This is a genomic window from Thermus altitudinis (assembly GCF_022760835.1).
Lineage (GTDB): Bacteria > Deinococcota > Deinococci > Deinococcales > Thermaceae > Thermus > Thermus altitudinis.
In genome coordinates this window covers 62,753-84,996 of the sequence record NZ_JAKTNQ010000008.1, presented here as the reverse complement: position 1 = coordinate 84,996, position 22,244 = coordinate 62,753, and the positions used below count along the sequence as shown (strand labels likewise).

The following is a 22,244-nucleotide window of genomic DNA, read 5'->3' as shown; positions in this document are numbered from 1 at the left end:
GAACCCCCTACTCCAAGTTTGGAGGTCCACGGGGAACGCTGTCCCCAAGAAGATCGGACCACACATCTGCCGTTCACCATGCCATGTGCCCCTGCGGGGCACGTGGGGGGTCCATGTATCCCCGGTTTGCAAACCGGGGGATTATAGCCCCCCACACCCACCTTTTCTCTAACGCCCACTAAGGGTGGCCATTCCCCACGGGCGTACCCCTAGACCTTCGCCGCATACCCGTATTCCTGGCAACCGTCCGAAAAGCGCCTGGTATTCTGGGGGCGGTGTAGGACGTATGGAATCCTCAGCCCGCCTCTATGTTCCCGCCACCCTGGCCAACCTGGGCTCGGGGTTTGACGCCTTGGGGGTGGCCCTGGACCTCTACCTGGAGGTGGAGGCCGAACCCAGCCAGGAGGACACCTTCTCCTACGAGGGCGAAGGCCGGGTGCAGGGCACGGACAATCTCATCCATCAGGGTTACCGGGCGGGAATGGAGGCCTTGGGCCTCCGCCCTGAACCCCTGAGCATCCGCGCCTTCAACCCCATCCCCCTGGCCCGGGGGATGGGAAGCTCCTCCGCCGCCTTGGTGGCGGGGGTGGCCCTAGCGGACCGGCTTTCGGGGGGAAGGCTTGGGCGGGAAGGGGTTTTCCGGGTAGCCGCCAGCCTGGAAGGCCACCCCGACAACGTGGCCCCGGCGGTATACGGGGGGTTCGTGACGGCCCTAGCGGATCCCCCCCTGGCCATTCCCCTGCCCAGACCCGAAGGGGTCTTTTTCGTGCTGGCGGTACCGCCCTATGAGGTGCCCACCCCCCTAGCCCGGGCGGCCTTACCGGGGATGGTCCCCTTGGCCGACGCCGTCTACAACCTAGCCCGAAGCGCCCTTTGGCCAGCAGCCCTCTACTCGGGAAGGCTGGAAGCCCTACGGGAAGCCTGCCAAGACCGCCTGCACCAGCCCCACCGGGCCCACCTGATGCCAGGGGTTTTAGAAGCCATAAAGGGGGCCCTAGACGCCGGAGCCCTGGCGGCCTTTGTGGGCGGGGCCGGGCCCACCCTGGCAGCCTTGGCGCGAGAGGAAGATATAGAAAGGGTGGCCCGGGCCCTCGAGGCCTACCGGGGAGAGGGGCGCACCTTGGTCTTGCGGATAGGGGAGGGATACTTCTGGAAGGAAACCTGAAGGCCATTCCCCTGGTGGAGCTTTTGGAGTTGGTCCATGGCCACCGGCGTTCCGGGGTCTTGGAGCTCTCCGTGGGTTACCTGCCCCTTTCCTTGCGCTTCACCGGGGGGGAGGTGGTGGGGGCAGCCATTCTGGACTGGGAAGGCCTCGAGGCCCTTTTCAGCTTCCCCCTGCATCCCCAGGAAGGGGTGTTCCGCTTCCAGGTAACCCCACCCACCGCCGACAGACCCCTGATGCCCTTCTCCGCCCTTTTGGGGGAGTGGGCCCGGGTCAACGACGAGTGGGACCGGTTCCGTACCCTGGTGGACTCACCCAGCCGGGTCCTGGAGGCCATCCGACCCAAGCCCCCCTACGAGGTCTTCCAGGGGGGGAAAAGCGTGCGGGCCGCCGCCAAGGCCTGGGGGGTCCCCCTCCTCATTGCCATGGAGCGGGCCTACATGGGGGTGAGGGAAGGGGACCTTTACCCCCTTCGCCGCTACGCTTGGTATGCCCTGCGCATCAAATACCAGGGGAAAAGGGGCAAGACCCTGGAGGAGTTCGGCCAACTCCAGGCCCTCCTGGACGGCAGCCGCAACCTGGGGGAGGTGATCGCCTCGGGGGTGCCCGTGGGCCTGGTGCGCCGCTACCTGGTGCAGGCCCTGGCCTCGGGGGAACTCAGCCCTCCGGGCCGGGGCTGGCTCCTTCGCGACCTCACCTGGGAGATGGAAAGGGAAGAGGGAACCTAGAGGCCGTCCCTAGGCCCTGGGCCCCAAACGACCCTACCCCCTGGCCTCGCCAAGGGGGGTAGCCCTACTTTTTCTTGCGCGGACGGTACTTGCCGTAGGTGCCCCGCCAGATCTTGCCCCTACGGGTGCGACGGTCGCCTTTGCCCATCCTCTTCCTCCTAGGCGCTCACGGCAGAAAGGAACTTCTGCACCTTGCGCATCAGCCGGGACTTCCTGCGGGAAGCGGCGTTCTTGTGCAAGGTAGAGCCCTTAGCCGCCTTATCTATGAGGCTTTGCGCCTGGCGCAGGATCTTCAAGGCTTCCTCCGCCTTGCCCTCCTGCGCCAAGAGAACGGCCTTCTTGCTCAGGGTCTTGATGGCCGACTTCTTGGCCTTGTTGCGGAGCCTGCGCTTCAAGGACTGCCGGTGCCGCTTGAGAGCGGAAAGGTTCTTCTTGGGCTTCTTCTGCGCCATCGTTCTCCCCTCGTGCCCCTTAGGGGCAGACCAGGCCTAAGTGTAGCACACCCACGCCCTAAGGGGCAAACTTGGTGGCCACCCAGTCGTAGCGCACCTGGCCCTTGGCCCCTTGGAGCTGGAAACGGAGGAGATACTCCCCAGGGCTTACCGGGAAGCGCACCTCCTCCTGGAAGCCACCGGTGTACACCTTCTCCCCCACCACCCGGCCATCCTTGAGAAGGCTAAGGGAAAGCCGGCCTTCCTTTAAATCCCCCGTCACCTTGACCTTTAGCGTATCGTAAAGGCCGGTTACCCGAAGGGGATACTTGGCCTCCCCGGTATAGTTCCAGTAGAAAACCGGCAAGAAGGGCGGATAGCCCAAGGCCAGGCCATACCGCTCCGCATACCAGTAAAGGCCCAGGGCCATGACGGCCAAAAAGAGCAGGGTCCGCATTGGCTTCAGTATACTTGGGCTCATGGCGGGTAGCGACACCAGGCTTTCCCCGGAAGAGGCCCTGGCCCTCCTCAAGCGGGGGTCGGAGGAGATCATCCCTGAGGAGGAACTGCTTGCCAAGCTAAAGGAAGGCCGGCCCTTGGTGGTGAAGCTGGGGGCCGACCCCACCCGGCCCGATCTGCACCTGGGGCACGCGGTGGTCTTGAGGAAGATGCGCCAGTTCCAGGAACTAGGGCACAAGGTGGTGCTCATCATCGGGGATTTCACTGGCATGATCGGGGATCCTTCGGGCCGGAGCAAAACCCGGCCCCCCCTTACCCTCGAGGAAACCCGGGAAAACGCCAAGACCTACGTGGAGCAGGCGGGGAAAATCCTTAGGCAGGAACCCCACCTCTTTGAGCTGCGCTACAACTCCGAGTGGCTGGAAGGCCTCACCTTCAAGGAGGTGGTGCGCCTCACCTCCCTCATGACCGTGGCCCAGATGCTGGAAAGGGAGGACTTCAAGAAGCGCTACGAAGAGGGCATTCCCATCTCCTTGCACGAGTTCCTTTACCCCTTCGCCCAGGCCTACGACTCCGTGGCCATCCGCGCCGACGTGGAGATGGGGGGCACGGACCAACGCTTCAACCTCCTGGTGGGCCGGGAGGTGCAACGGGCCTACGGCCAGCCGCCCCAGGTGGCCTTCCTCATGCCCCTCCTGGTGGGCCTGGACGGGCGGGAGAAGATGAGCAAGAGCCTGGACAACTACATCGGGGTCTCGGAGCCCCCCGAGGTGATGTTCAAAAAGCTCATGTGGGTGCCCGATGCCCTCCTGGAAAGCTACTTCCGCCTCCTCACCGACCTCGAGGAGGCCGAGGTCCAAACCCTCCTCCAGGCGGGCCCCGTCCCCGCCCACCGGGTCCTGGCCCGCCTCCTCACCGCCGCCTACGCCCTCCCCACCATCCCCGCCCGCATGGACCGGGCCTTCTACGAGAGCCTGGGCTACGCCTGGGAGGCCTTGGGCCAGGACAAGGGGGTGGGGCCAGAGGCGGTGCGCCAGGCGGAGGAGCGCTACGACCAGGTGGCCAAGGGGGCCATCCCGGAAAGCCTTCCCGAGGTGGCCATCCCCGCCTCGGAGCTCAAGGAGGGACGGATATGGGTGGCCAGGCTTTTCACCCTGGCGGGCCTCACCCCCTCCAACGCCGAGGCCAAACGGCTCATCCAGAACCGGGGCCTAAGGCTGGACGGGGAGCTGATTGAGGATGTGGCCCTGGAGGTGGACCTCTCCCGCCCCCGGGTCCTCCAGCGGGGCAAGGACCGCTTCGTGCGGGTGCGGCTTGCGGACTAGGAACCTTCCATGGGCCTTAGGGGCACCTCGTGCCCGGTGGCGTAGAGGGTATCCCCTTGGGCCTCGAGGCGCAGGCGCGGCAAGGGATAGCGGGGCGGACCATAGATGGCCTTTCCTCCCAAAAGGGGGTCAAAGGCCCCGAAGTGGCAGGGGCAGCCTAGGAAGGGCCTCTCGTAGCGGAAGTTGTAGAGGATAGAGGCCGCCTCGGGGTCGGGGACGTAGTTCACGGTGCACCCCTGGTGGGTGCAGATGCGGCTTAGGGCCAGGTAATGCTCTTCCCCTAGGGAAAGCCCCCCTAGGGCCGGCTCGGGCAAGCGGAGGAGGAAGGCCCTTAGCGGCCCCAAGGGCAAGGGGTATTCAAAGGCCTTGGCCTGCCACACCCTAAGCTCCCCCCGCTGGGCCACCGCCACCCTTGGCCCTTCCTTCCACACGGGTTCCCCTACCCCAGGCCTTGCGCGGAAGCGGAGGTTGTAGGTACGTACCCCCAACCACAGGAAAAACCCCCCCGCCACCGCCACAGGGACGTAGAAGATGAGGTCCCGCCGCTTCATAGGCTAGACAGGTAGTCCAGAAGGGCCTTCAGCTCTCCCTCGTCCAAGGGCACCGCCGGCATCTGGCCCCGGCCCTTCAGCACGATCTCCCTCACCGCCTCCGGGGCCTTCAGGATGGGGTTTCCCCGGAGCCTAGGCCCAAGGCCCCCTTGCGCCTCCGCCCCATGGCAGGCGGCGCAACGGGCCTGGTAGACGCTCTTCCCATCCTTGCCCCCCTGGGCCTGGGCCCGGGCCATGGCGATGAGGCCCTCCACCCTCTCCCGGGCCTCCCCTCCCACCTCCAGGTACTTCTCCCAGGCGGCGATGGCCTCCTGGGTCTGGCCCTTTTGGAAGTAGATGTTGCCCAAAAAGAGCCAGCCCTCCGCGGCCTTGGGGTCGGCGTGCTGGGCGATCTCTAGGAACATCTCCGCCTCATCGGGCCTCCCCCCCATGAAAAGGAGGATCCCCACCCGGCGCACCGCCTCCACGTTCCTAGGGTCCTTCTTGAGGACCTCCAGGTAAGCCTCCGCCGCCTGGTCCAAGGCCTTGAGCTCATAGGCCCGCCTTCCCCAGGCCAGAAGGTCCGCCACCTCCCCGGTGCGCTTGGCCTTGTCCTGCAGGGCCTTAAGCTCCCGCGCCTCGGCCCTGGCGGTCACCGTGGTCTCCCCGGGAAGCCGGGGCAGGGTGTAGCGCCAAAGCCCCACCCCCAGGAGGACCACCACCCCCAGGGCCAAGGCCACAGGCCAGGGGTTGAAGGGGCGGGGCTTGGGGGGGCGCCAGCCCTCCAGGGCCCTTTCCAGCTCCACCACCCGGGCCAGGGCCAGCTTTTTCTCCTCCCCCTCCAGGTTTTGCACCTCTTCCTTAAGGACCTCCAACTCCCTTAGGAGCTCCTCCCGCCTCGGGGGCTCGGGGAAGGGCTCCTTGGGGCCCAAAAGGGGCCTCAGGGCCAGGAAAAGCCCCAAGAGAAACAGGGCCAAAAAGATAAGGGTGGGCATCATTGGGGCTCCTTCAGGCGGCGCTCCGCCTCCTCCAGTAGCTCCGGGGGCAGGGGCTTCTTGGGGCGGAAGTAGGCGAAAAGCCCCAGGCCCAAAAGGATCAGGCCCAGCACCGGCAACAGCCAGACCCAAAGGGTCACCCCCCGCTTGGGAGGCTCGTAGAGGATCCACTCCCCGTAGCGTTCCACGAAGAAGGCCTTGATCTCGTCCTTGGTCTTGCCCTCCCCTAGCATCTCGGCGATGAGGCGGCGCATCTCCACCGCCACCCCGGAGTTGCTCTCCGCCGCCGACTCCCCTTGGCACACAGGGCAGCGCAGCTCTCGGGCGATGGCGAAGACCTCGGGGGAAAGGTCGGGGGGCGGGGAGGTGAGGCCACCCTGGGCCCAAGCCCCCAGGAAGAACAGAAACCAAAGCGCCCAAGCCCTCACGGCAACACCTCCTTCAGGTACCCCTCCAAGCTGGCCTGGTCTATGGCCCCCGCATGCCGCACCCTTACCCGGCCCTCCCCATCGATGAGGAAGGTTTCCGGAACCCCGTACATGCCGTAGTCCACCCCCACCCGGCCTCGAGGATCAAACACCTGGGGGAAGGTGAGGCCAAACTGCTGGATGAAGCGCAGGGCCTCCCCTTCCTTGTCCTGGGTGTTGATGCCCACGAAGAGTACCTGGTCCTTGTACCGGCGCCAGGTGGCCTCGAGGACCGGGGCCTCCTCGTAACAGGCGGGGTAGCACCAGCTGGCCCAGAAGTTTAGCACAATGGGCTTTTTCCCTAGGTAATCGGAAAGCCTTAGAGCCTCCCCCCACTCTTCCCGGTAAGGGGGAAGGAGCGGCAAGGTGAAGTCTGGAGCCGGACGGCGCTCCTTGGCCAGCACCGAGGGCAGCTCCTTGGGGTTGCGCTTCATCCCCCAGTAGAAAAGCCCTCCCAGGGCCAGGACCAAAAGGAGCCAAAGCCAGTTTCTCACGCTGCTCCCCATGGGAAGCCTCACGCCGGGCTCACCCCCTTAAGCTCCTCCCGCCTGGCCACCGGCCAGAGGATGTAAAGGGTGCCCAAGGCCATAAGCCCCCCCGCCACCCACATCCAGAAGACCAAGGGGGTGACGATGAGCCGGATGGAGGCCCACTCCCCCTTTTCCCGGTCAAAGTCCATGAGGAGGAAGTAGTAGTCGTTGCCTGGGGTGTAGACCACCTTGGGGGCGGGCAAAGGGGAGTTCATCTGGGGGTAGAAGTGAAGCCTGGGCCGCACCTCCCCAAAGCGGTCCGTGCGCAAGGAAGCCTCCACGGCAAACCGCCTTCCCTCGTCCAGGGCCCGCACCCCCAAAAGCTCCATGCGCACCCCCCCCACCTCCCAGGCCTGGCCCCGGTAAAGGGTCTTCTCGCTTTCCAAGCGGTAGGTCTGGCTGAAGGCGATGCCAAGCCCCATGAGGGCCACGGCAAAGTGCACCACCAAGCTCCCCACCCGCCTGCGGTTCGCCAAAAAGCCCCATGGGGAAAGCCCCGCCTTAACCCGGGCCAGGACCCCTTCCCGCACCAGGAGGAGGATGGCGGCCGTGTTGTAGAGGAAAAGCCCCACCGCCAAGGAGGCCCCCAGGGTGTAGCCCCGAAGGAGTCCCCCCAAGGTGCCCAAAAGGAGAACCCCCAGGAGGAGGTAGAGGTTGCGGAAGACCTCCGCCCTGGGCTTTCGCCAAGGCAAGAGAGGCCCCACCCCCATGAGGAAGAGGATCCCCACCCCAAGGGGTGCGGAAACCTGGTTAAAGAAGGGGGCCCCCACGCTCACCTTGGCCCCGGCAAAGGCCTCCACCAAAAGGGGGTAGAAGGTGCCCAAGACCACCACCAAGGCCCAGCCGGCAAAGAAAAAGGCCCCCAAGAGCAAGGCCCCCTCCCGGGAAAGGGGACGGAAGACCACGGTGTCCCGCACCTCCCGGCTCACCCGGGAAAGGAGGCCCAAGCCCAAGGCAGTGAAGAAGAGGAAGGCCCCCAAGAAAGCGGGCCCCACCGGCCCCTCGGCGAAGGCGTGCACCGACTGGATCACCCCGCTACGGGTGAGGAAGGTGCCCAGCACCGTGGCGGCAAAGGCCAGGGTCACGAAGGCAAAGTTCCAGGCCTTAAAGGCCCCTCGGGTTTCCTGGACGATGGCGGTGTGTAGGAAGGCGGTGGCCAGAAGCCAGGGGATGAAGGAGGCGTTTTCCACCGGGTCCCAGGCCCAGTATCCTCCCCAGCCCAAGACCTCGTAGCTCCACCACATCCCCGCCACCTTTCCGGCGGTGAGGAAGCCCCAGGCGATCAGGGTCCACCAGCGGGTCTCCCCCACCCAGGTCTGGTAGCGGCGCACCACCATGGCGGCCACCGCATAGGCAAAGGGCACGCTGAGGCCCACGAAACCCAGGTACATGAGCACGGGATGCACGGCCATCATCCAGTGGTTCTGCAGGAGGGGGTTGGGCCCCACACCGTCGGCGGGCGGGTTGGGAAGGGTCTGGAAGGGACTGGCGATGGTGGCCATGACCCCGAAGAAGAAGACCTGGATGCCGAAGAGCACCGCCAGCACCAAGGAGGCCCGCCAGGGGTCCAGGGGCTTGCGGCTGGCCAGGAAGGTGTACAGGGTCTGCAGGAGCCCCCAAAGGAGGATGCTCCCCTCGAGGGCCGCCCAGGGGGTTACCAGGGTGACCCAAAGGGGGTCCTGGACCGAGTGGTTGCGGGCCACGTAGGCCACGCTGAAGTCATGGGTGATAAGGGCCCATTCCAGGGCCAAGAAGGCAGCCAAAGCCGCCAAGAAGGCCGGGGCCACCAAAGCCTTGGCCCCCCTCAAGAAGCGCCCGTCCCCTTGGTGGTAGGCGAGAAGGGAAAGGGCCAGGCCCAGGAGGCTAAAGGCTAGGGCCAGGCTCACGCCCAGGTTGCCAAGAAGGGCCGGGGTCATTTGGCCTCCTCAATCAGCTTGCGCACTTCCTCCGGGGTCCAGCCCGCCTTGGGCGCCTGGTAAGCCTCGGAGTGCTTTACCAGGAGATTGGTCCCCTGGAAGACCCCTTCCCCAAAGCGCCCTTCCACCACCACCCCCTGCCCCTCCTTGAACATGCCCGGAGGCGTACCCTTGTGCACCACCGGCACCTCCGCCACCCCGTCGGTGAGGATAAAGCGCAGCTCCAGCTGGTCCTTGTCGTAGCGGACCGTCCCCTCCTTCACCAAACCCCCCAAGCGCACGGGGCGGTTTTGGTAGCGGGCCTGGTCCTGGAGGTACTCGGAGGGGGTGAGGAAGTAGACCAGGTTCTGGCCCAAGCCACCGAAGATGAGGTAGGCCAAGGCCCCCAGAATCAGCAAGAGGCCGATCAGGTACTTGGCCTTCATCGCGTCCTCCGGTAACGCCAAAAGAGGTAGGCCAGGTAGCCGAAGACCGTGAGGTAGGTGAGGGCGTAGACCCAGGTGACGAAGACCTCGCTCATGCCTCCTCCTGGCGATCCTCTATGGCAGCCAACAGGGAGCGGAAACGGACAAAGCCCAGGTAGAGGAGGGTGAAGACGAAGAGGTTAAAGAGGAGGGCCTGAAGCATGGCCGGGTCCATGTGGATCTTGCCGGTGGTGAGGTCAATGGACTGGGTCTGGTGTAGACTCCGCCACCACTTCACCGACAGGTAGCTGATGGGCACGTTGATGAAGCCCAGGATGCCCACCGCCGCCGCCGCCTTCCTCCTTAACTCGGGGTCCTCTATGGCCCCCCTAAGGAGGAAGTAGCCCACGTAGACGGCGAAGAGGATGGCGGTGGTGGTAAGCCGGGGCTCCCAGGTCCAGTAGACCCCCCAGGTGGGCCGGGCCCAGAGCATCCCCGTCACCAGGGCGAGGCCCATGAAGACCAGGCCGATTTCGGCGCTGGCCAGGGCCACCCGGTCGTACCGGGGGTCCTGGCGGAAGAGGTAGAGGAGGGAGTAGAGGAAGGTGACGAAAAAGGCCAGGTACCCCAGCCAGGCCCCGGGCACGTGCAGGTACATGATCCGGGCCAGGTAGCCTTGGTTCACATCGGGAGGAGCGGCAAGGGCCAGGTAAAGCCCCACGGGCAGGAGCAAAAGCCCTAGCCCCAGGAAAACCCAGGTGAGGGCATCAGGCCGGTCGGGTTGCGCTGCTTTTAGCATCTTGACCTCCACGGCCCCTAGCATAGCCAAGGGCCAGGTGAAAAATCTGTGGTCCCCATACCCCAGGCCCTAACCTTCCATAACCAAGGGGAAAAGAAGGGCACTGGCGGTCAGGTAGACCACATCAAAGACCAAAAGGAGCTGCCACCACGGGGCCACCTCCCCTAGGGGCAATCCCTCCACCAGGCCCAGGGTGGCCCGCACCGAAGCCAGAACCACGGGCACCACCAAGGAGAAAAGCAGGAGGGGAAGGAGAACCTCCCGCCCCCTAAGCCGGGAAAGGAGGCCAGCGTAGAAGGTGGCCACGCTGGCGTAGCCCAAAACCCCAAGGGCCAGGGTCAGAAAGAGGGAGAGGAGGCGCTCTAAAGGCAGATAAAAAAGGCCTGCCGCCATGAAGAGGGACAAAAGGGCCAGGGGAAGCAAAAGGAGCATCTGGAAAAGCAGCTTACCGAAGTAGATCCACTCCTTGCCCCCAGGGGCCAGGAGAAGGTCATCCAGGGTGTTTTCCTCCACCTCGAGGGCAAAGGCCCGGGTGGAAAGGAGGGTGCTCCCAAAGGCCAAGGCCACCCAAAGCACCCCAGGGGCCGCCCGGCGCAAAGGGCCCTCTTCAGGCCCCAAGGCCAGGGCCATGATGAACAGCATCACCGCAAAGAAGGCCAAAACGGAAAGGAGCCCCGAGCGGTCCCGGACCTCGAGGCGCAGGTCCCGTAAGGCCAAAAGGAAAACCCGCTTCACCCCTCCTACCCTACCGCCGCCAGCAACCTGCGGCCATCCCTTGGCGGGAACCCTCATGCCGCCCCCAGTTCCAGGGCCCGGTCCGCCACCTCCTCCACCAGGTGGCGGTCGTGGGTGGCCAAAACGATCCCCGCCCCCTTGCGGGCCTCGGCCAAGGTGGCCAGCAAAAGCCCCCGTCCCTCCCGGTCCAAGGCGGTTTCCGGCTCGTCCAAAAGCCAGATGTCGGGCTGAAGCAGGGTAAGCCGGGCCAAGGCCAGCCGCTTCCTCATACCGCTGGAGAAGGCCAGAAGGGGTAGGTCCTCGGGTAAACCAAAACGGACCAAGGCGCCTTCCCAATCCCCCCTTTTCCCGTGAAAGGCCAGGTCGTAGAGGAGGTGTTCCCGGGCGGTGAGGCGGCGGTGGAAGGCGGGGGGGTTAGCCAGGAAAAGGGCTTGGCCCAGCCGCTCCACCTTCCCCCGGGTGGGCTTTAAGAGCCCCGCCATGAGGCGCAAAAGGGTGGTCTTCCCCGAGCCGTTCGGCCCCAAAAGGGCCACCACCTCGCCCCTTTGCAGGGTGAAGGAAAGGTCCCGCACCACCCAGTCCCGACCAAAGCGTTTGGAGATGGCCTGAAGGCGAAGCAACATGCCTCCATCTTAGGAGAGAAGGCTCCTCCAACACCCACCCTAGAGGTACTTCTGCAACCATTCCGGGGTGATCCGGAGGAAGAAGGTGTTCAAGGCGGAATAGGTGCCCGTGAGGAGCAAGAGCCCCACCAAGAGGAGCACCACCCCCGCAAAGAGCTCCACATAGTGGGAAAGCCGCCCAGCCTTCCTCAGCCAACCCTTGATGCGCTCAGCGAAAAGGGCCACCAGCAAAAAGGGCACCGCCAGGCCCAGGATGTAGGCCAAAAGAAGCCCCACCCCGCCCCCCACCGCCGTGAGGGTGAGGATGGCCCCCAGGATGGGCCCGATGCAAGGGGTCCAGCCCAAGGCCAAGGTAGCCCCCAGGAGCAAGGCCCCCACGGGGCGGGCCGTTTCCCCCTCGTAGCGGAGGCTTACCCCCCAGCGGGGCCTCAGCCCCAGCATGTAAAGGCCAAAGAGGATGAGAACTACACCCCCTACCCGGGCCAGGGTTTGGCGGTGCTCAAAAAGGAGCCCACCCAGAAGGGTAAAAGGCAGGCCCAGGAGGAAGAACACCGCGCCGAAACCCAGCACGAAGAAGAGGGCGTTGAAAAGGGGGCGCCCCCTTTCCCCCCCCAGGTAGACCAGGTAGGTGGGCACCAGGGGCAAGACGCAGGGGGAGAGAAAGGAAAGCACCCCCGCAAAAAAGGCCGCCGCCAAGGATACGCTCATGCCTCCATCCTAGGGCAAGGTGAGCCAGGGGAAACGGCGCTTGGTCTCCGGGTCCAACTCTAGAAGCTCCCGGGCGGGCATCTTTACCTGGGGAAGGGTCTTTTGGTTGATGGGCTCGTGGGCGTCAATGATGCCGTTCATGTAGAGGAGGAAGGCCACCAGGTGGTAGACCTCTTCGTTCGTTAAGGTACCCGCGGCCCCAAAGGGCATGGCCCGGCGGATGTAGTCGTAAAGGGTGGTGGCGTACTGCCAGTAGTTGCCGATGGCGAACTCCGCGGGCTCGGTATCCTTGGTTATGGGGAAAGGTTCAGCCACCAAGCGGTTAAAGGGATACCCCTCCCCCCTGGCCCCGTGGCAGGAGGCGCACTTTTCCGCGTAGATGCGCTCCCCTTCCTCCACCTTTCCCTCTCCCGGGGGAAGTCCCCGGCCATCGGGGAGGACCGCGGGCCTAAGGTCGTACTGGGCCACCAACTCCTCGGAAATGGGGGTGCCCAGGTTGTACCGGGCCCCCACGGCCAGACCCAAAAGGGCCAAAAGAACCAGGACGCGCTTAACCATCAAACACCTCCCCGCCGCAGCCCCCCATGGGCCCAAAGGCCTGCTGGCCCAGGGGCCTATCCCCGTTCACCACCCGGCCGTCGGGCAGGATCCGCCAGGCCTGGATGGCGTTGTAGTGGTAGCGGTTGTTCCGGCCCCACTTCTTGAAGAACTCCTCCCGGGTGGGCTGGGTGTTCCCCTTCTCATCCCAAGCCCGGCTCCAAAGCACCACCTCCTTGCCGTCCCAGTGCCAGGGCATCTTGAAGCGCACGAAGGCGTAGCGCTCCACCGGGGGTTCCAAGGTGGCCTGCCGCCAGGTCTTGCCCTCGTCAAAGGAGATCTCCACCTTGGTTATGCGCCCATACCCGCTCCAGGCCAGGCCGCGGATCTCGTGGAAGCCCGGCTTGATCTGCTGGAGGCCTGAAGGGTAGGTGATGATGGACTCGGGGTCCATGATCCAGGTGAAGGCCCAGACCTTGCCGTCCGCCATCACGTCGGTGTACTCGCTGGTCTCGTCCTTGGCCATGGCCGGCAGGTCGGTGACCAGGATGCGCCTGAGCCACTTCACCTGGATGCTCCCCTCCCAGCCCGGCACCACCAGGCGCACGGGGTAGCCCTGCTCGGGGCGCAGAGCCTCCCCGTTTTGGGCATAGGCCACCAGCACATCCTCCATGGCCTTCTCCAAGGGCAGGGATCGGGTGTAAGCAGCGGCATCCATGCCTTCGGGAATGAGCCACTTGGCCTCCGGCTTCACCCCCGCTTCCTTGAGAAGCAAGGCCAAGGGCACCCCCGTCCAGCTGGCATTGGAGGCCAGGCCCCGGCTCCGGGTGGCCGTAAGCTGGGGGTCTGGGGGGTTGCGGTAGCCGTTTTGTCCGTTGCCGGCGCACTCTATGAAGTAGGTGCGGGTCACGGAAGGGAAACGCTTCAGATCTTCCAGGGTAAAGACCAAGGGCCTCTCCACCATGCCGTGGATCACCAGGCGGTACTTGGCGGGGTCCACCTGGGGCACACCCCCGTGGTGCCGCTCAAAGTGCAGGCCGTTAGGGGTGATGACCCCTTCCAGCTTCTCCAGGGGAGCAAAGTCCGCCCCCGAGTGCCGGGTGCGCAGGTTGGGGGAGATATAGCGCACCACCCCCTCCTCAAAAGGGCTCCTCTGGCCGTACTCGGAAAGGGGAGCCCCCAAGGTCTTCATGGGGGCGAAGGTGTCCTCGTCCCAAGGCAGCGTTTGCGCCTTAGCCTTTAGAAGCCCAAATAGGCCTCCTGCACCTAAGAGCCTAAAGAACTTCCTTCGGTCCATATACCCTCCTATCGTATCTCTTTCGGGCAAGGAAAACCCCGCCCCTATGCGGGGCGGGGCAACCTTTAGGCGGGGCCGAACATGTCGTTCCAGATACCCGTGGCCCAGCCGATGGCGGCGGTGCCGTTGGCGGCGGAGCGCTGGTTGTCCACGGAGCCTTGGGACTTAAACTGCTTGGCTGCCTCGTCCCAAGAGTAGTTGGCCGCCACCCAGATGGCCTCCTCACTGTTGACGAAGGAATAGCAGATGTTGTTGGGAAGCTCGGGGGGTATCTCCGCCAAGGGCTTGCCCTTAAGCCTTTCCACCAGGTGCCGGGCCACAATGGTGCCGGAAACATAGGCCACCATGCCGCTTTTGGGGTAGGGGGTGTTGCCGGTGATATCCCCCACCAGGTAGATGCGGTCGTCCTTCTCCGAGAGGAAGTAGGGGGCGCGCACGTTGGCCCAACGCTCCCCCAGACCCGCCACCCGCACCAGCTCCCCGGCCTTCATGGGGGGGATGAGGTTGGCCAGGGTGAAGGGCACGTCCCCAAGCTCTGTTTTGACCACCTTCTTCTCGTAATCCACACCGGTGATCCTGGTGTTGGGCACGTACTCCAGGTAGTCCTTGTAGAGATCGTTGTAGGCGGCCAGGAAGCCCGGGGCCTTAGAGATGGGCTGGGGGTTGGCATCCAAAACGGTGATTTTACCCTTAACCCCCTTCTCCTTAAGCCGCCAGGCCAGCATGGCCGCCCGCTCGTAGGGCCCCGGGGGGCAGCGGTAAGGGGGGTTGGGAATGTACATGACCAGCTCCCCACCCGTCTCGTCAAACTGGTCCAGCATCCGCCTTAAGGCGATGTGCTCAAAGGGCTTGAAGCCCACGGGCATGAGGTGCTTGGCCTCGGCGTAGCCGGGGATGGCCTCGTACATGTAGTCAATCCCCGGGGCCAGAACCAGGAAATCGTAGGCCAAGTACCCCCCAGCGGTGCGCACCAGGCGGCGGTCCCGGTTGATGTCCAAGACCCTTTCCTGAACGAAGATCACCCCGTCCTTGACCACGTTGGTGTAGTCAAAGACCAGCCACTCTAAGGGCTTAGCCCCGGCCAGGAAGAGGTTGGACATGGGGCAGGACATGAAGACGGGCCTCTGCTCCACCAGGACCACCTCCACGTCCACCCCCGACTGGACCAGCTTCCGGGCCGCCGTGGTGCCGCCCCAGCCGCCCCCGATCACCACCACCCGCGGCTTGCGGGTCCGGGGGAGAAGGGTGGGGGGGCGGCTATAGAACTCCTGGGCGAAGGCCGAGCCCGAAAGGGCCCCTGCCGCGGCCAAGGCCGCACCCGTCTTCAAAACCTGACGCCGATTCACCTTGCTCATACTCCCTCCCTATTGACCAGGGCGGTAAGGGGTTCCGCCCGTGGCTTCCAGGATCTCCGTCATCACCTGGCGGGCCTCCTGGAGCATGGGCACCGCGGGGGTACCCATGACCCCCGGCATGATGGTCATGAGCATGGGCTCAATGGCCCCCACCAGGACATCCTGGCCCATCTGCATGGCAAAGAAGCGGCAAGGGGCGGCAAAGCCCCCGGCGGGCTGGGTGAGGAACATGATCCGGGCCCACTCGCTCTTGCAGGGCATGATTACCGTCACCGGGCCCACCTTCACGTTGGGAAGCAGGTTAAGGCCATGGGAGGTAAGCTCGGTCTCCACCATGAGCACCACGTCCTCCACCTTGGCCCCCGGCACCCGGTACATGAGGGCGGGCATCATGCCGCTACTGGGATCCGGCATCATAGCGGGAGGCAGGCGCTTCACGATGCCAAGCCGGCCGAGGGCCGCCTCGAGGCGCCAGGTGAGGCGTTCCACCTCACCGCCATACGCCTGCAGCATGGAAAAGAGGAGGCGCCCATCAAAGGTGCCTACCATGAACTTATTCCCCTGGCCCGTGATGAAAACGGTAGGGGGCAACACGATGGCCGCCATGGGATTTTTGGAAACCGCCTCCACGCTCCCCTTATCCGGCTTTAGGACCACCAGGCGGTACTCGGGAAAACCCGGGCCCGTCACCTGGCGCACCTGCTCCCCCAGGTTCAGGATCCGGTCGGGTTCCAAGTCCACCCCTTTCAGGGCCGCCAGGGTCTTGGCCTCCACCTCTTCCAGGGAGCCCCTAACCTCCACCACCAACGACTGGGCGAAACCCAAACCCAAAAGGGCCACCAGAGCCAAAAGCTTCCTCATTGCGAACCTCCCTCCACTTCTAGACCCGCATCCAGCCAGCCTTTGAAGCCGTGAGCTATGTTCTTGGCGTGTTTATAGCCCAGGGCCTGCAAGTAAGCGGCCACCACCGCGGAAACGCTTCCCGAGTTGCAATAGACCAGGATCAGGGCTTCCCTATCCTTGGGAAGCTCCCCTAGCCGATCCGGCACCTGGCCGGCATAGATGTGCACCGAGCCGGGAATATAACCCTTCTTCCGCTCCTCCTCCGTGCGCACGTCCAGGATAAAGGGATCAAAGAGGAGGAGGTCCTTGGCCTCCGTGGGGTAGACCAGGTAGCTGGCGGGGGGTACCCGCTTTATAAAGTCCCCAAAGGCCTGTACCCAGCCCTCCCCCCCCTGGGCCCGGGCCCAGGGGAGGAGGGAAAGAAGGGCCAAAACCTCCCGGCGGCGCATGGCTAGCGGGTGAAGAAGGGCAGCTCCTCAAAGGAGCGCCCGGCCTTGGTGGCCTCGGCCAACATGTACACGGTTAGGGCGATGTGCACCTCGGAGTAGAACTCCGGCTTGGGAATGGCGATGGACTCGTAGCAGAAGTCAATGCGGTCCTGCATGGTGTAGAGCTTGTCCTCCTCAAAGCGGTAGGCGGGCCACTCGTTGCCCAGGCCCTGCTTGGGGCTCCTCACCGGGGAAAGGCGTACCCGCTGGCCGGCATACTGGTCGTGGCAGACGGCGCAGCTCATATCCCGGGCTCCGGCGCGGGTGTACCACAGCTCCCGCCCCAGGTTGTACATGGCCAGCTCCGCCGGGTGCTTGGGCACCACCTGGATCCTGGCCTTGGAGGAGAAGGAGGCGATGTAGGTGGTGATGGCCTTCACCTCATCCCGCTTGATCTCGCTGGGCTTAAACCCCTGTACGGTCTGCATGCAGGTGTAGACCCGGGTCTCCAGGTCCTCCACCCGCTTGGTGTCGGGGAAGTACTTGGGGAGGATGGCGTAAACGCCCTCCAACACCCCCTTTCCCTTGCCGAAATCGCACTCCTCGAGGGTCTTGCCGCTAGGGCCCTTGCGGAAGAAGAGCTCCTTACCCTCCTCCACAAAAAGCTCTCCCGGGAGCACCCCAAAGGTTTCCAGGTACATCTGCCGTTGGCGCATGGCCTCTTCAAAGGGATCCAGGGGCTTTTGCTGCTGCGTGTAGGCCCCAAAGCCCGCCCAGGTACCCAAGGCCACTACGCCCAGAAGGATCCACCGCCTCTTACGTCCCATGGTTCACCTCCGGTTGATGGGGGATTCGGGGTCCAGTAGGAAGGCCACCAGGTCGGCGGTTTCCTCCGGGGTGAAAAGGCCGTGCACCCCGCCCCGGTACATGAGGGAGCAGGGAACAAAGGCCCAGGCGTTGTAGATCTTCTCGTAGGTGTAGCGCACCACCGGCTCGGCGGTCCCCCGCTGGCCATAGGCGGTGAGGCTTGGGCCCATGGTGCCGTAGGCCACCTCCTCGGGGACCCCCGCATGGCAGGCATAGCAGTTGCCCCGCTTAGGATCGGTGAAGACCTTCTCCCCGTTCCTCCAGTCCCCCATCAGCTTGCCGTTGGCCGGGTACTTGATGAGGGCCTTCTGCTCCGCCAAAAAGCCGGGTATCAGGTCGGGCGGAAGCTTGTCCCGGTACTGGGAGCAAAGGGCCTGACCCTTGTCCTGGGCCAGCATCACCTGGGCGAACTCATGCCCCCCGCTATGGAGAGCAGCCTCAAACCGGGCCCGGAAAGGCCCCATCTGGGAAAGGCCTATCCCTAAAAGAAGCCCTAACAGCACGGCTTTTCTCCTCATACACGCACCTCCGGTATGCGATAGTTACGGCCAACTACCTGCACGTTGGGGTTGGGCTGGACCGCCACCTTACCCATTCCTTTCAGGTACTCCTCCACCACCTGGTAAATGGGCCTGGGCTCGTAGCCCGCCTTGGCCTCCCCCACCCGCTGGAGCCTGCCCCCATAGGCGGCCGCCAGATAGCGGCGGTTGGGGTCCAGGGGCTTGCCCCCCACCTCCACCTCCCGGATGCGCTGGCCCGTGGGGGCATCGGGGTTCAGGACGTAGCGAATCCCGTAGGTCCGGCTCACGTCCCCACCCTGCTGGTAGAAGGGGTCGGGGGTGAAGACGTTGCTGGCGATGTCCTCGAGGGTGCTCCGAATCTGCTCCCCCCTTAGCCAGAAGAGGTAAAGCTCGGGATAGGTGAAGCCCAAGTAGGCGTAAAGGTGGTCCCGGGTAATGGCCTGCCCAGGGAGGATGGTGGTGCCCCAACGCACCGCCGGGCTGAAGACCAGGTCCACCTCCGGATAAAGGGCCTTGACCGCCCGCCCCACCAGCTCATCCCAGGTGGAGTAGAGGGTGTCCCGCTTGTAGAGCAAGGACTCGGAAACCGCCAGGGGCTCAAGAAGGTGCTGGCGGTGCGGGGCCACCTTAGACTCCACATAGGCCTCCACATCCTGGGCCTTGGGAAGATGGTTCGCCAAAACCGGCAACACCCTCACCCGCAGATTGGCGATACCTCCCTTAAAGAGCTTCAGGTCCACCCGCATCAAGGCCTTACCGGCAGCGCTTCCCGCCACGATCCAGGTCTTCCCCACCCGCCAGGGAAGGGGCGTAAGGTCGTGGGTGTGGCCCGAAAGGATAAGGTCAATCCCCCTAACCCGCTCCGCCAAGGCCGCGTCCAGCTGAAGGCCGTTGTGGGAAAGCAGGACCACGGCATCGGCCCCTTCCGCCCGGGCCTGGTCCACGGCTTCCTGAAGGCGGCGCTCGTCCAGGGCAAAGGAAAGGCCTTGGGTAAGCTCCTCGGGGTGGGATACCTTCACGTAGGGGTAGGTGGCTCCCACAATGGCCACCGCGTAGCGGCCCATCCTATGGATGCGGTAAGCGGGGTAAAGGGGGTCGCCGAAAAGCTCGTCCACTACGTTGTAGGAAAGGTGTTCCCCCTTAAGCTTCCCAAAGAGCTCCTCGGCCCTTTCCCGCCCCAGGGTCCATTCCCAGTGGGAGACCATATGGTCCACCCCGGTGAGGTTTTGCCAATCCACCAGGGCCTCCCCTTGCGTCAGGAGGGAAAGGCCGGAGTTGGTCCAGGTATCCCCCCCGTCCAAAACCAAGGCCTTACCCCCCTCCGCCTCCACCTGGGCCTTTTGCTGACGGATAAGCGCAGTGAGATGGGCCATGCCCCCAATGGGGCCCAAGGCCTTGGCCAGCTCCACGAAGTCCAGGTAACTAAGCAGATAGGCCAAGGGCGTCTTCCGCTCCACCCCGTAAGCGCGCAGGATGCTATCCCCAGTCAGGTAACCGGGCCGGCCCATGAGGGGCTTAGGGGCGATGAGGTTAGGAGGTTCCATGAAGTAGTGGGGGAAGGCCTGGCCGTGGAGGTCGGAGAAGTAAAGAAGGGTAGCGTCCCCGTATGGAGGAAGGCTATAAAGGCGGGAAGGATCCTCCAGGACCCGGGCTAAACCCTTAGGCCCTAACCCGGCCAGGGCAGAAAGGAGGAATAGGAGTTCCCTACGGTTCATTTAGACCCCACCGCTGGCTTGGTATTGAACTCAGACTCGGGGTCCAGGAGGTAGGCCACCACGTCGGCGATCTCCTCGGGGGTCAAGCCTCCCAGGGCACCAAAGCGGTACATGACCGTGCAGGGGAAGTAGGCCCACGCGTTGTAAATGACCTCGTAGGTGTAGCGCTGAATGGCCTCAGACTGGCCGCGCTTCAGGCCATACTTCTCCAGGCTGGGCCCCACATCTCCGCCCAGATGCACAGGGGAGCCAAAATGACAGGAGAAGCAGTTGGCCTTCTGCAAGTTGTTAAAGATGGCCCCTCCCTTCTTCCAGTCCCCCATGAGCTTGCCGCTAGCCGGGTACTTGATGAGGGCCCGTTGCTCTTCCAGGAACTGGGGCAGGAGGTCGGCAGGTAGACGGTTGCGGTGGAAGGAGCAAAGGGCTTGGTCCGGGCGCTGGTTGAGGAAGACCTCCGCGTAGGCCTTGCCCCCGGTCTTGATGGCCTCCAGCTCGGAAGGGGTAAAGTACGACTGGGCCAGGGCCACCACCAAAGGCGTGGCTAAAAGGATAGGGAAAAGCTTTTTCAGCTTCATCACCGCCTCCTCACCGCACAAAGGCCGGCCACTCCTCCACCACCGCCCCGTTATTCTGGTAGGCCATAAAGAGCTCCAGGGCCAGGATGGGCAGGGAGTAGAGGTTGGGCTGGGGGTGGCCGATGTTGCCGTAGCAGGCCCGGATCCGGTCCTGCATGGTCCAGATCTGGTCGTTGGAGTAGCGGTAGGCGGGCCAGTGGGTCCAGGATTTGTCCCGGCCAAGGACATCGGCGTAGGGAAGCACGCCCGCCCGGCGCCCCACGTAGGTGACGTGGCAGGTGGCGCAGCCTATATCCCGGGCTCCGCTACGGGCATAGAAGAGCTTTTCGCCAAGGGTATAAAGCTCCCTTTCCTGCGGGAAAAGGAGGCGCACCTGGATGGGCTTGCCGGTGGAGAAGCTGGCGATGTAGAAGGCCACGGCCACCACCTCCTGGCGCCGGATCTGGTCGGGCCGGAAGCCCTGGACCCGGGTCATGCAGGTGAGGATGCGGCCATCCAGGTCTTCCACCTTGCCCGTGTCCAGGAAATAGCGGGGTAGCCGGGCCGCGGCCCCCTCCAACACCCCCTTACCCAGGCCGAAGTCGCACTCGGCCATGGTCTTGCCGCTAGGGCCCTTGCGGTTAAAGAGCTCCTTACCCTGCTCCACAATGAGCTCCGTGGGCAGGATGCCCGCGGTCTCCAAAAGGAGCTGCTTTTGCCGCTTGGCCTCCTCCCTCGGGTCCACCTCCCCCTGGGCCAGGGCCAAGGCCAGGAGGAAAAGCGCCGCCACCTTCCACCAAACCCTTGGGGACATACCCCACCTCCCACGAGTGCAAGGCGCCCGGGGATAACCCCCGGGCGCTCTTTTAGGCCAGTTCCAGCTTGGTTGTGCCTTCGCCCGTATCCCCGCTGAGGTCCTTCAGCTTCACGGTGAAGGTGCCAGCCTTTTCCGCCTTGAACATGAAGCCGTAGAGGGGATTGGCGCTGGTGGAGGGACCAGGGCGGGCCTCCGCCACCTTCTCCCCCTCAAAGTAGATCTCCACCAGGTTGATGTAGTTGGCAGGGATGGTCTTGCCCTCGGCATCCTTACGGGTACCGGGCTCGTTGGGATGCTGGGCTACCACCTGGAGCTTAAAGGTTTCGCCCGCCTTGGGCTTGGCGGGAGTCAAGCGAACAATAGTGCGAATGGCCATCTTCCACCTCCTTAACCGCAACCACCCACGGTCACGCGGGTGCTAGCCGAGGCCAAAAGCAGTTTGCCGTCCGCGGTCTCCACCACCGCCCGGATGGCGCTGGTCTCCGCCAGGCGCACCCGGGTGGCGTAGTAAGGCAGGGCCTTCATGGGCATGAAGCCTACCAGGTAGGGGGTGGGGTTCTTGTCGGCAAAGAGGTGGATAGCCTTCACCTGGCCCGGAGGGAGGTTCACCTCCACCTCGGCAGGAACGTTGGCCCCGCTCTCGGCAATGGCCGGCATGGTGAGCTTGATGAGGTTAGAGGGGGTCAGGTCCTTAAAGCTCTTGCCCAAGACCTCCTTTAGGGCCTTCTCCAGGTTGGCCAGGTCCTCCCCCTCGAGGCCCTGCGCCAAAGCGGGAACCCCCGAAAGGGCCAAAGCCCCCAGGGCTACGCCTGTGGTCCTTAGAAACGCTCGCCTATTCACCGCATACACCTCCCTTGGCACAGATCTGGCGCAACTCTTGTAAGAACTGCGCCCGGGACCGGCTGCCAAAGAACCGGCCCACCTCTTCCCACGTCCCCTTACGGAAGACGAGGAAGACAAAACTTGGGGTGCCCGGCACCCGGTAGCGCCGGGCCAGGTCTTGGCCTTCTTGGGTTTCGGTGCCCACAGAGGCCACCACAAAGCGCTCCTCCAAAAGCCGGCTCACCTGGGGGTCGGAAAGGACGAAGGTGTTCATCTGGTCGCAGTAGGGGCAGTGGGGGCTATGGAAGTAGACCATCACCATCCGCCCATGGGCCTGCCCAAGGGAAAGGGCCGCATCGTAGGGATACCAGCGGCCGAAGTCCAAAGCCGCCAAGGCCATGGCAAGTAGGGGAAGGGTCAAAAGTACCTGGTATGCCTTCATCCGATACACCCCAAGGGTACACCCAAGGACATTTGTACCCTAACACTACCCCCAAAACCCTGTCAAGCACCCCTGACACAACCTGTCCTCCCTCAAACATAACCAAGGCATAAAAAAGGCTGGCACACCCCTTACCCCCCGAGTGTATACCTGAGATTTAAGAAAAGCTAAAGGTTTAGGCCCTCCAGTCCCCTTGACACCCAGGACGGGACAAAATACCCTGGTAGCCCGGAG

General features: G+C 64.2%; 29 protein-coding genes. 3 read left to right on the top strand and 26 right to left on the bottom strand.

What is annotated here, in order from left to right:
- Nucleotides 1–286: 286 nt before the first annotated feature.
- Nucleotides 287–1,165 carry a homoserine kinase gene (thrB, locus tag L0D16_RS04710; protein WP_243030281.1) on the top strand — a complete coding sequence of 293 codons (879 nt, stop codon included), beginning with the start codon at nt 287–289 and terminating at the stop codon, nt 1,163–1,165.
- Complete coding sequence (locus L0D16_RS04705; RefSeq protein WP_243030288.1) at nt 1,150–1,890, top strand: DUF4388 domain-containing protein; 741 nt, start codon at nt 1,150–1,152, stop codon at nt 1,888–1,890. Before thrB ends, L0D16_RS04705 begins: the two co-directional genes overlap by 16 nt.
- Before the next feature lie 64 nt (nt 1,891–1,954).
- Here L0D16_RS04705 and L0D16_RS04700 read toward each other — a convergent pair whose 3' ends face one another.
- The 3 genes from L0D16_RS04700 to L0D16_RS04690 are packed head-to-tail and all read right to left on the bottom strand — an operon-like array spanning nt 1,955 to nt 2,778.
- Nucleotides 1,955–2,038 (bottom strand): 30S ribosomal protein THX, encoded by an 84-nt coding sequence (locus tag L0D16_RS04700; RefSeq protein WP_008632889.1) that lies wholly within the window; start codon nt 2,036–2,038, stop codon nt 1,955–1,957.
- A 10-nt stretch (nt 2,039–2,048) separates the two neighbouring features.
- A complete protein-coding gene (gene rpsT / locus L0D16_RS04695; RefSeq protein ID WP_243030280.1) occupies nt 2,049–2,342 on the bottom strand; it encodes a 30S ribosomal protein S20 in 294 nt (97 codons plus the stop codon).
- 58 nt (nt 2,343–2,400) lie between these two features.
- A complete protein-coding gene (locus L0D16_RS04690; RefSeq protein ID WP_243030279.1) occupies nt 2,401–2,778 on the bottom strand; it encodes a hypothetical protein in 378 nt (125 codons plus the stop codon).
- Between the two features lie 22 nt (nt 2,779–2,800).
- On the opposite strand from L0D16_RS04690, the gene tyrS reads away from it, so the two are divergent.
- On the top strand, nt 2,801–4,105 hold the full coding sequence (tyrS, locus tag L0D16_RS04685; RefSeq protein WP_243030278.1) for a tyrosine--tRNA ligase: 1,305 nt from the start codon (nt 2,801–2,803) through the stop codon (nt 4,103–4,105).
- Here tyrS and L0D16_RS04680 read toward each other — a convergent pair.
- From L0D16_RS04680 to L0D16_RS04570, 23 genes are all read right to left on the bottom strand, one after another.
- The gene (locus L0D16_RS04680; protein WP_243030277.1) at nt 4,102–4,656 is read right to left on the bottom strand and encodes a Rieske 2Fe-2S domain-containing protein; all 555 of its coding nucleotides are present in this window, start codon (nt 4,654–4,656) and stop codon (nt 4,102–4,104) included. The genes tyrS and L0D16_RS04680 overlap by 4 nt on opposite strands.
- Nucleotides 4,653–5,633 carry a c-type cytochrome gene (locus L0D16_RS04675; RefSeq protein ID WP_243030276.1) on the bottom strand — a complete coding sequence of 327 codons (981 nt, stop codon included), beginning with the start codon at nt 5,631–5,633 and terminating at the stop codon, nt 4,653–4,655. Before L0D16_RS04675 ends, L0D16_RS04680 begins: the two co-directional genes overlap by 4 nt.
- Nucleotides 5,630–6,058 (bottom strand): cytochrome c-type biogenesis protein, encoded by a 429-nt coding sequence (locus L0D16_RS04670; RefSeq protein ID WP_423247857.1) that lies wholly within the window; start codon nt 6,056–6,058, stop codon nt 5,630–5,632. Before L0D16_RS04670 ends, L0D16_RS04675 begins: the two co-directional genes overlap by 4 nt.
- Nucleotides 6,055–6,591 carry a TlpA family protein disulfide reductase gene (locus L0D16_RS04665; RefSeq protein ID WP_243030286.1) on the bottom strand — a complete coding sequence of 179 codons (537 nt, stop codon included), beginning with the start codon at nt 6,589–6,591 and terminating at the stop codon, nt 6,055–6,057. The genes L0D16_RS04670 and L0D16_RS04665 overlap by 4 nt, the downstream gene beginning before the upstream one ends.
- A 20-nt stretch (nt 6,592–6,611) precedes the next feature.
- The gene (locus L0D16_RS04660) at nt 6,612–8,543 is read right to left on the bottom strand and encodes a heme lyase CcmF/NrfE family subunit (RefSeq protein WP_243030275.1); all 1,932 of its coding nucleotides are present in this window, start codon (nt 8,541–8,543) and stop codon (nt 6,612–6,614) included.
- Nucleotides 8,540–8,968 (bottom strand): cytochrome c maturation protein CcmE, encoded by a 429-nt coding sequence (ccmE, locus tag L0D16_RS04655; RefSeq protein WP_243030274.1) that lies wholly within the window; start codon nt 8,966–8,968, stop codon nt 8,540–8,542. The genes L0D16_RS04660 and ccmE overlap by 4 nt, the downstream gene beginning before the upstream one ends.
- A gap of 91 nt (nt 8,969–9,059) precedes the next feature.
- Nucleotides 9,060–9,746, bottom strand: a complete 687-nt coding sequence (gene ccsA / locus L0D16_RS04650; protein WP_243030273.1) for a cytochrome c biogenesis protein CcsA — start codon at nt 9,744–9,746, stop codon at nt 9,060–9,062.
- A 69-nt stretch (nt 9,747–9,815) separates the two neighbouring features.
- A complete protein-coding gene (locus L0D16_RS04645; protein ID WP_243030272.1) occupies nt 9,816–10,481 on the bottom strand; it encodes a heme exporter protein CcmB in 666 nt (221 codons plus the stop codon).
- 53 nt (nt 10,482–10,534) lie between these two features.
- Nucleotides 10,535–11,104, bottom strand: coding sequence for an ABC transporter ATP-binding protein (locus tag L0D16_RS04640; RefSeq protein ID WP_243030271.1), 570 nt, complete (start codon nt 11,102–11,104; stop codon nt 10,535–10,537).
- Between the two features lie 39 nt (nt 11,105–11,143).
- Nucleotides 11,144–11,812: a cytochrome c biogenesis CcdA family protein gene (gene ccdA, locus L0D16_RS04635; protein WP_243030270.1), complete on the bottom strand. Its 669-nt coding sequence runs from the start codon at nt 11,810–11,812 to the stop codon at nt 11,144–11,146.
- Between the two features lie 9 nt (nt 11,813–11,821).
- Complete coding sequence (locus L0D16_RS04630; protein ID WP_243030269.1) at nt 11,822–12,370, bottom strand: c-type cytochrome; 549 nt, start codon at nt 12,368–12,370, stop codon at nt 11,822–11,824.
- Nucleotides 12,363–13,646: a sulfite dehydrogenase gene (soxC, locus tag L0D16_RS04625; protein WP_243030268.1), complete on the bottom strand. Its 1,284-nt coding sequence runs from the start codon at nt 13,644–13,646 to the stop codon at nt 12,363–12,365. Before soxC ends, L0D16_RS04630 begins: the two co-directional genes overlap by 8 nt.
- A 65-nt stretch (nt 13,647–13,711) precedes the next feature.
- On the bottom strand, nt 13,712–15,001 hold the full coding sequence (locus tag L0D16_RS04620) for an FAD-dependent oxidoreductase (protein WP_243030267.1): 1,290 nt from the start codon (nt 14,999–15,001) through the stop codon (nt 13,712–13,714).
- A gap of 9 nt (nt 15,002–15,010) precedes the next feature.
- A complete protein-coding gene (locus L0D16_RS04615; RefSeq protein WP_243030266.1) occupies nt 15,011–15,862 on the bottom strand; it encodes a DUF302 domain-containing protein in 852 nt (283 codons plus the stop codon).
- Entirely contained in the window at nt 15,859–16,293 is a 435-nt protein-coding gene (locus L0D16_RS04610; protein WP_243030265.1) for a rhodanese-like domain-containing protein, read from the bottom strand. Before L0D16_RS04610 ends, L0D16_RS04615 begins: the two co-directional genes overlap by 4 nt.
- A 2-nt stretch (nt 16,294–16,295) precedes the next feature.
- Nucleotides 16,296–17,099, bottom strand: a complete 804-nt coding sequence (gene soxA / locus L0D16_RS04605) for a sulfur oxidation c-type cytochrome SoxA (protein ID WP_243030264.1) — start codon at nt 17,097–17,099, stop codon at nt 16,296–16,298.
- A 3-nt stretch (nt 17,100–17,102) separates the two neighbouring features.
- Nucleotides 17,103–17,657 (bottom strand): sulfur oxidation c-type cytochrome SoxX, encoded by a 555-nt coding sequence (gene soxX / locus L0D16_RS04600; RefSeq protein ID WP_243030263.1) that lies wholly within the window; start codon nt 17,655–17,657, stop codon nt 17,103–17,105.
- On the bottom strand, nt 17,654–19,375 hold the full coding sequence (gene soxB, locus L0D16_RS04595) for a thiosulfohydrolase SoxB (protein WP_243030262.1): 1,722 nt from the start codon (nt 19,373–19,375) through the stop codon (nt 17,654–17,656). The genes soxX (L0D16_RS04600) and soxB overlap by 4 nt, the downstream gene beginning before the upstream one ends.
- Nucleotides 19,372–19,950: a sulfur oxidation c-type cytochrome SoxX gene (gene soxX, locus L0D16_RS04590; protein ID WP_243030261.1), complete on the bottom strand. Its 579-nt coding sequence runs from the start codon at nt 19,948–19,950 to the stop codon at nt 19,372–19,374. The genes soxB and soxX (L0D16_RS04590) overlap by 4 nt, the downstream gene beginning before the upstream one ends.
- Nucleotides 19,951–19,960: 10 nt before the next feature.
- Nucleotides 19,961–20,743, bottom strand: coding sequence for a sulfur oxidation c-type cytochrome SoxA (gene soxA / locus L0D16_RS04585; protein ID WP_243030260.1), 783 nt, complete (start codon nt 20,741–20,743; stop codon nt 19,961–19,963).
- Nucleotides 20,744–20,795: 52 nt separating this feature from the next.
- The gene (gene soxZ, locus L0D16_RS04580) at nt 20,796–21,122 is read right to left on the bottom strand and encodes a thiosulfate oxidation carrier complex protein SoxZ (protein WP_243030259.1); all 327 of its coding nucleotides are present in this window, start codon (nt 21,120–21,122) and stop codon (nt 20,796–20,798) included.
- Between the two features lie 11 nt (nt 21,123–21,133).
- Nucleotides 21,134–21,586: a thiosulfate oxidation carrier protein SoxY gene (gene soxY / locus L0D16_RS04575; RefSeq protein ID WP_243030258.1), complete on the bottom strand. Its 453-nt coding sequence runs from the start codon at nt 21,584–21,586 to the stop codon at nt 21,134–21,136.
- The gene (locus L0D16_RS04570) at nt 21,579–22,010 is read right to left on the bottom strand and encodes a thioredoxin fold domain-containing protein (RefSeq protein ID WP_243030257.1); all 432 of its coding nucleotides are present in this window, start codon (nt 22,008–22,010) and stop codon (nt 21,579–21,581) included. Before L0D16_RS04570 ends, soxY begins: the two co-directional genes overlap by 8 nt.
- Nucleotides 22,011–22,244 lie beyond the last annotated feature (234 nt).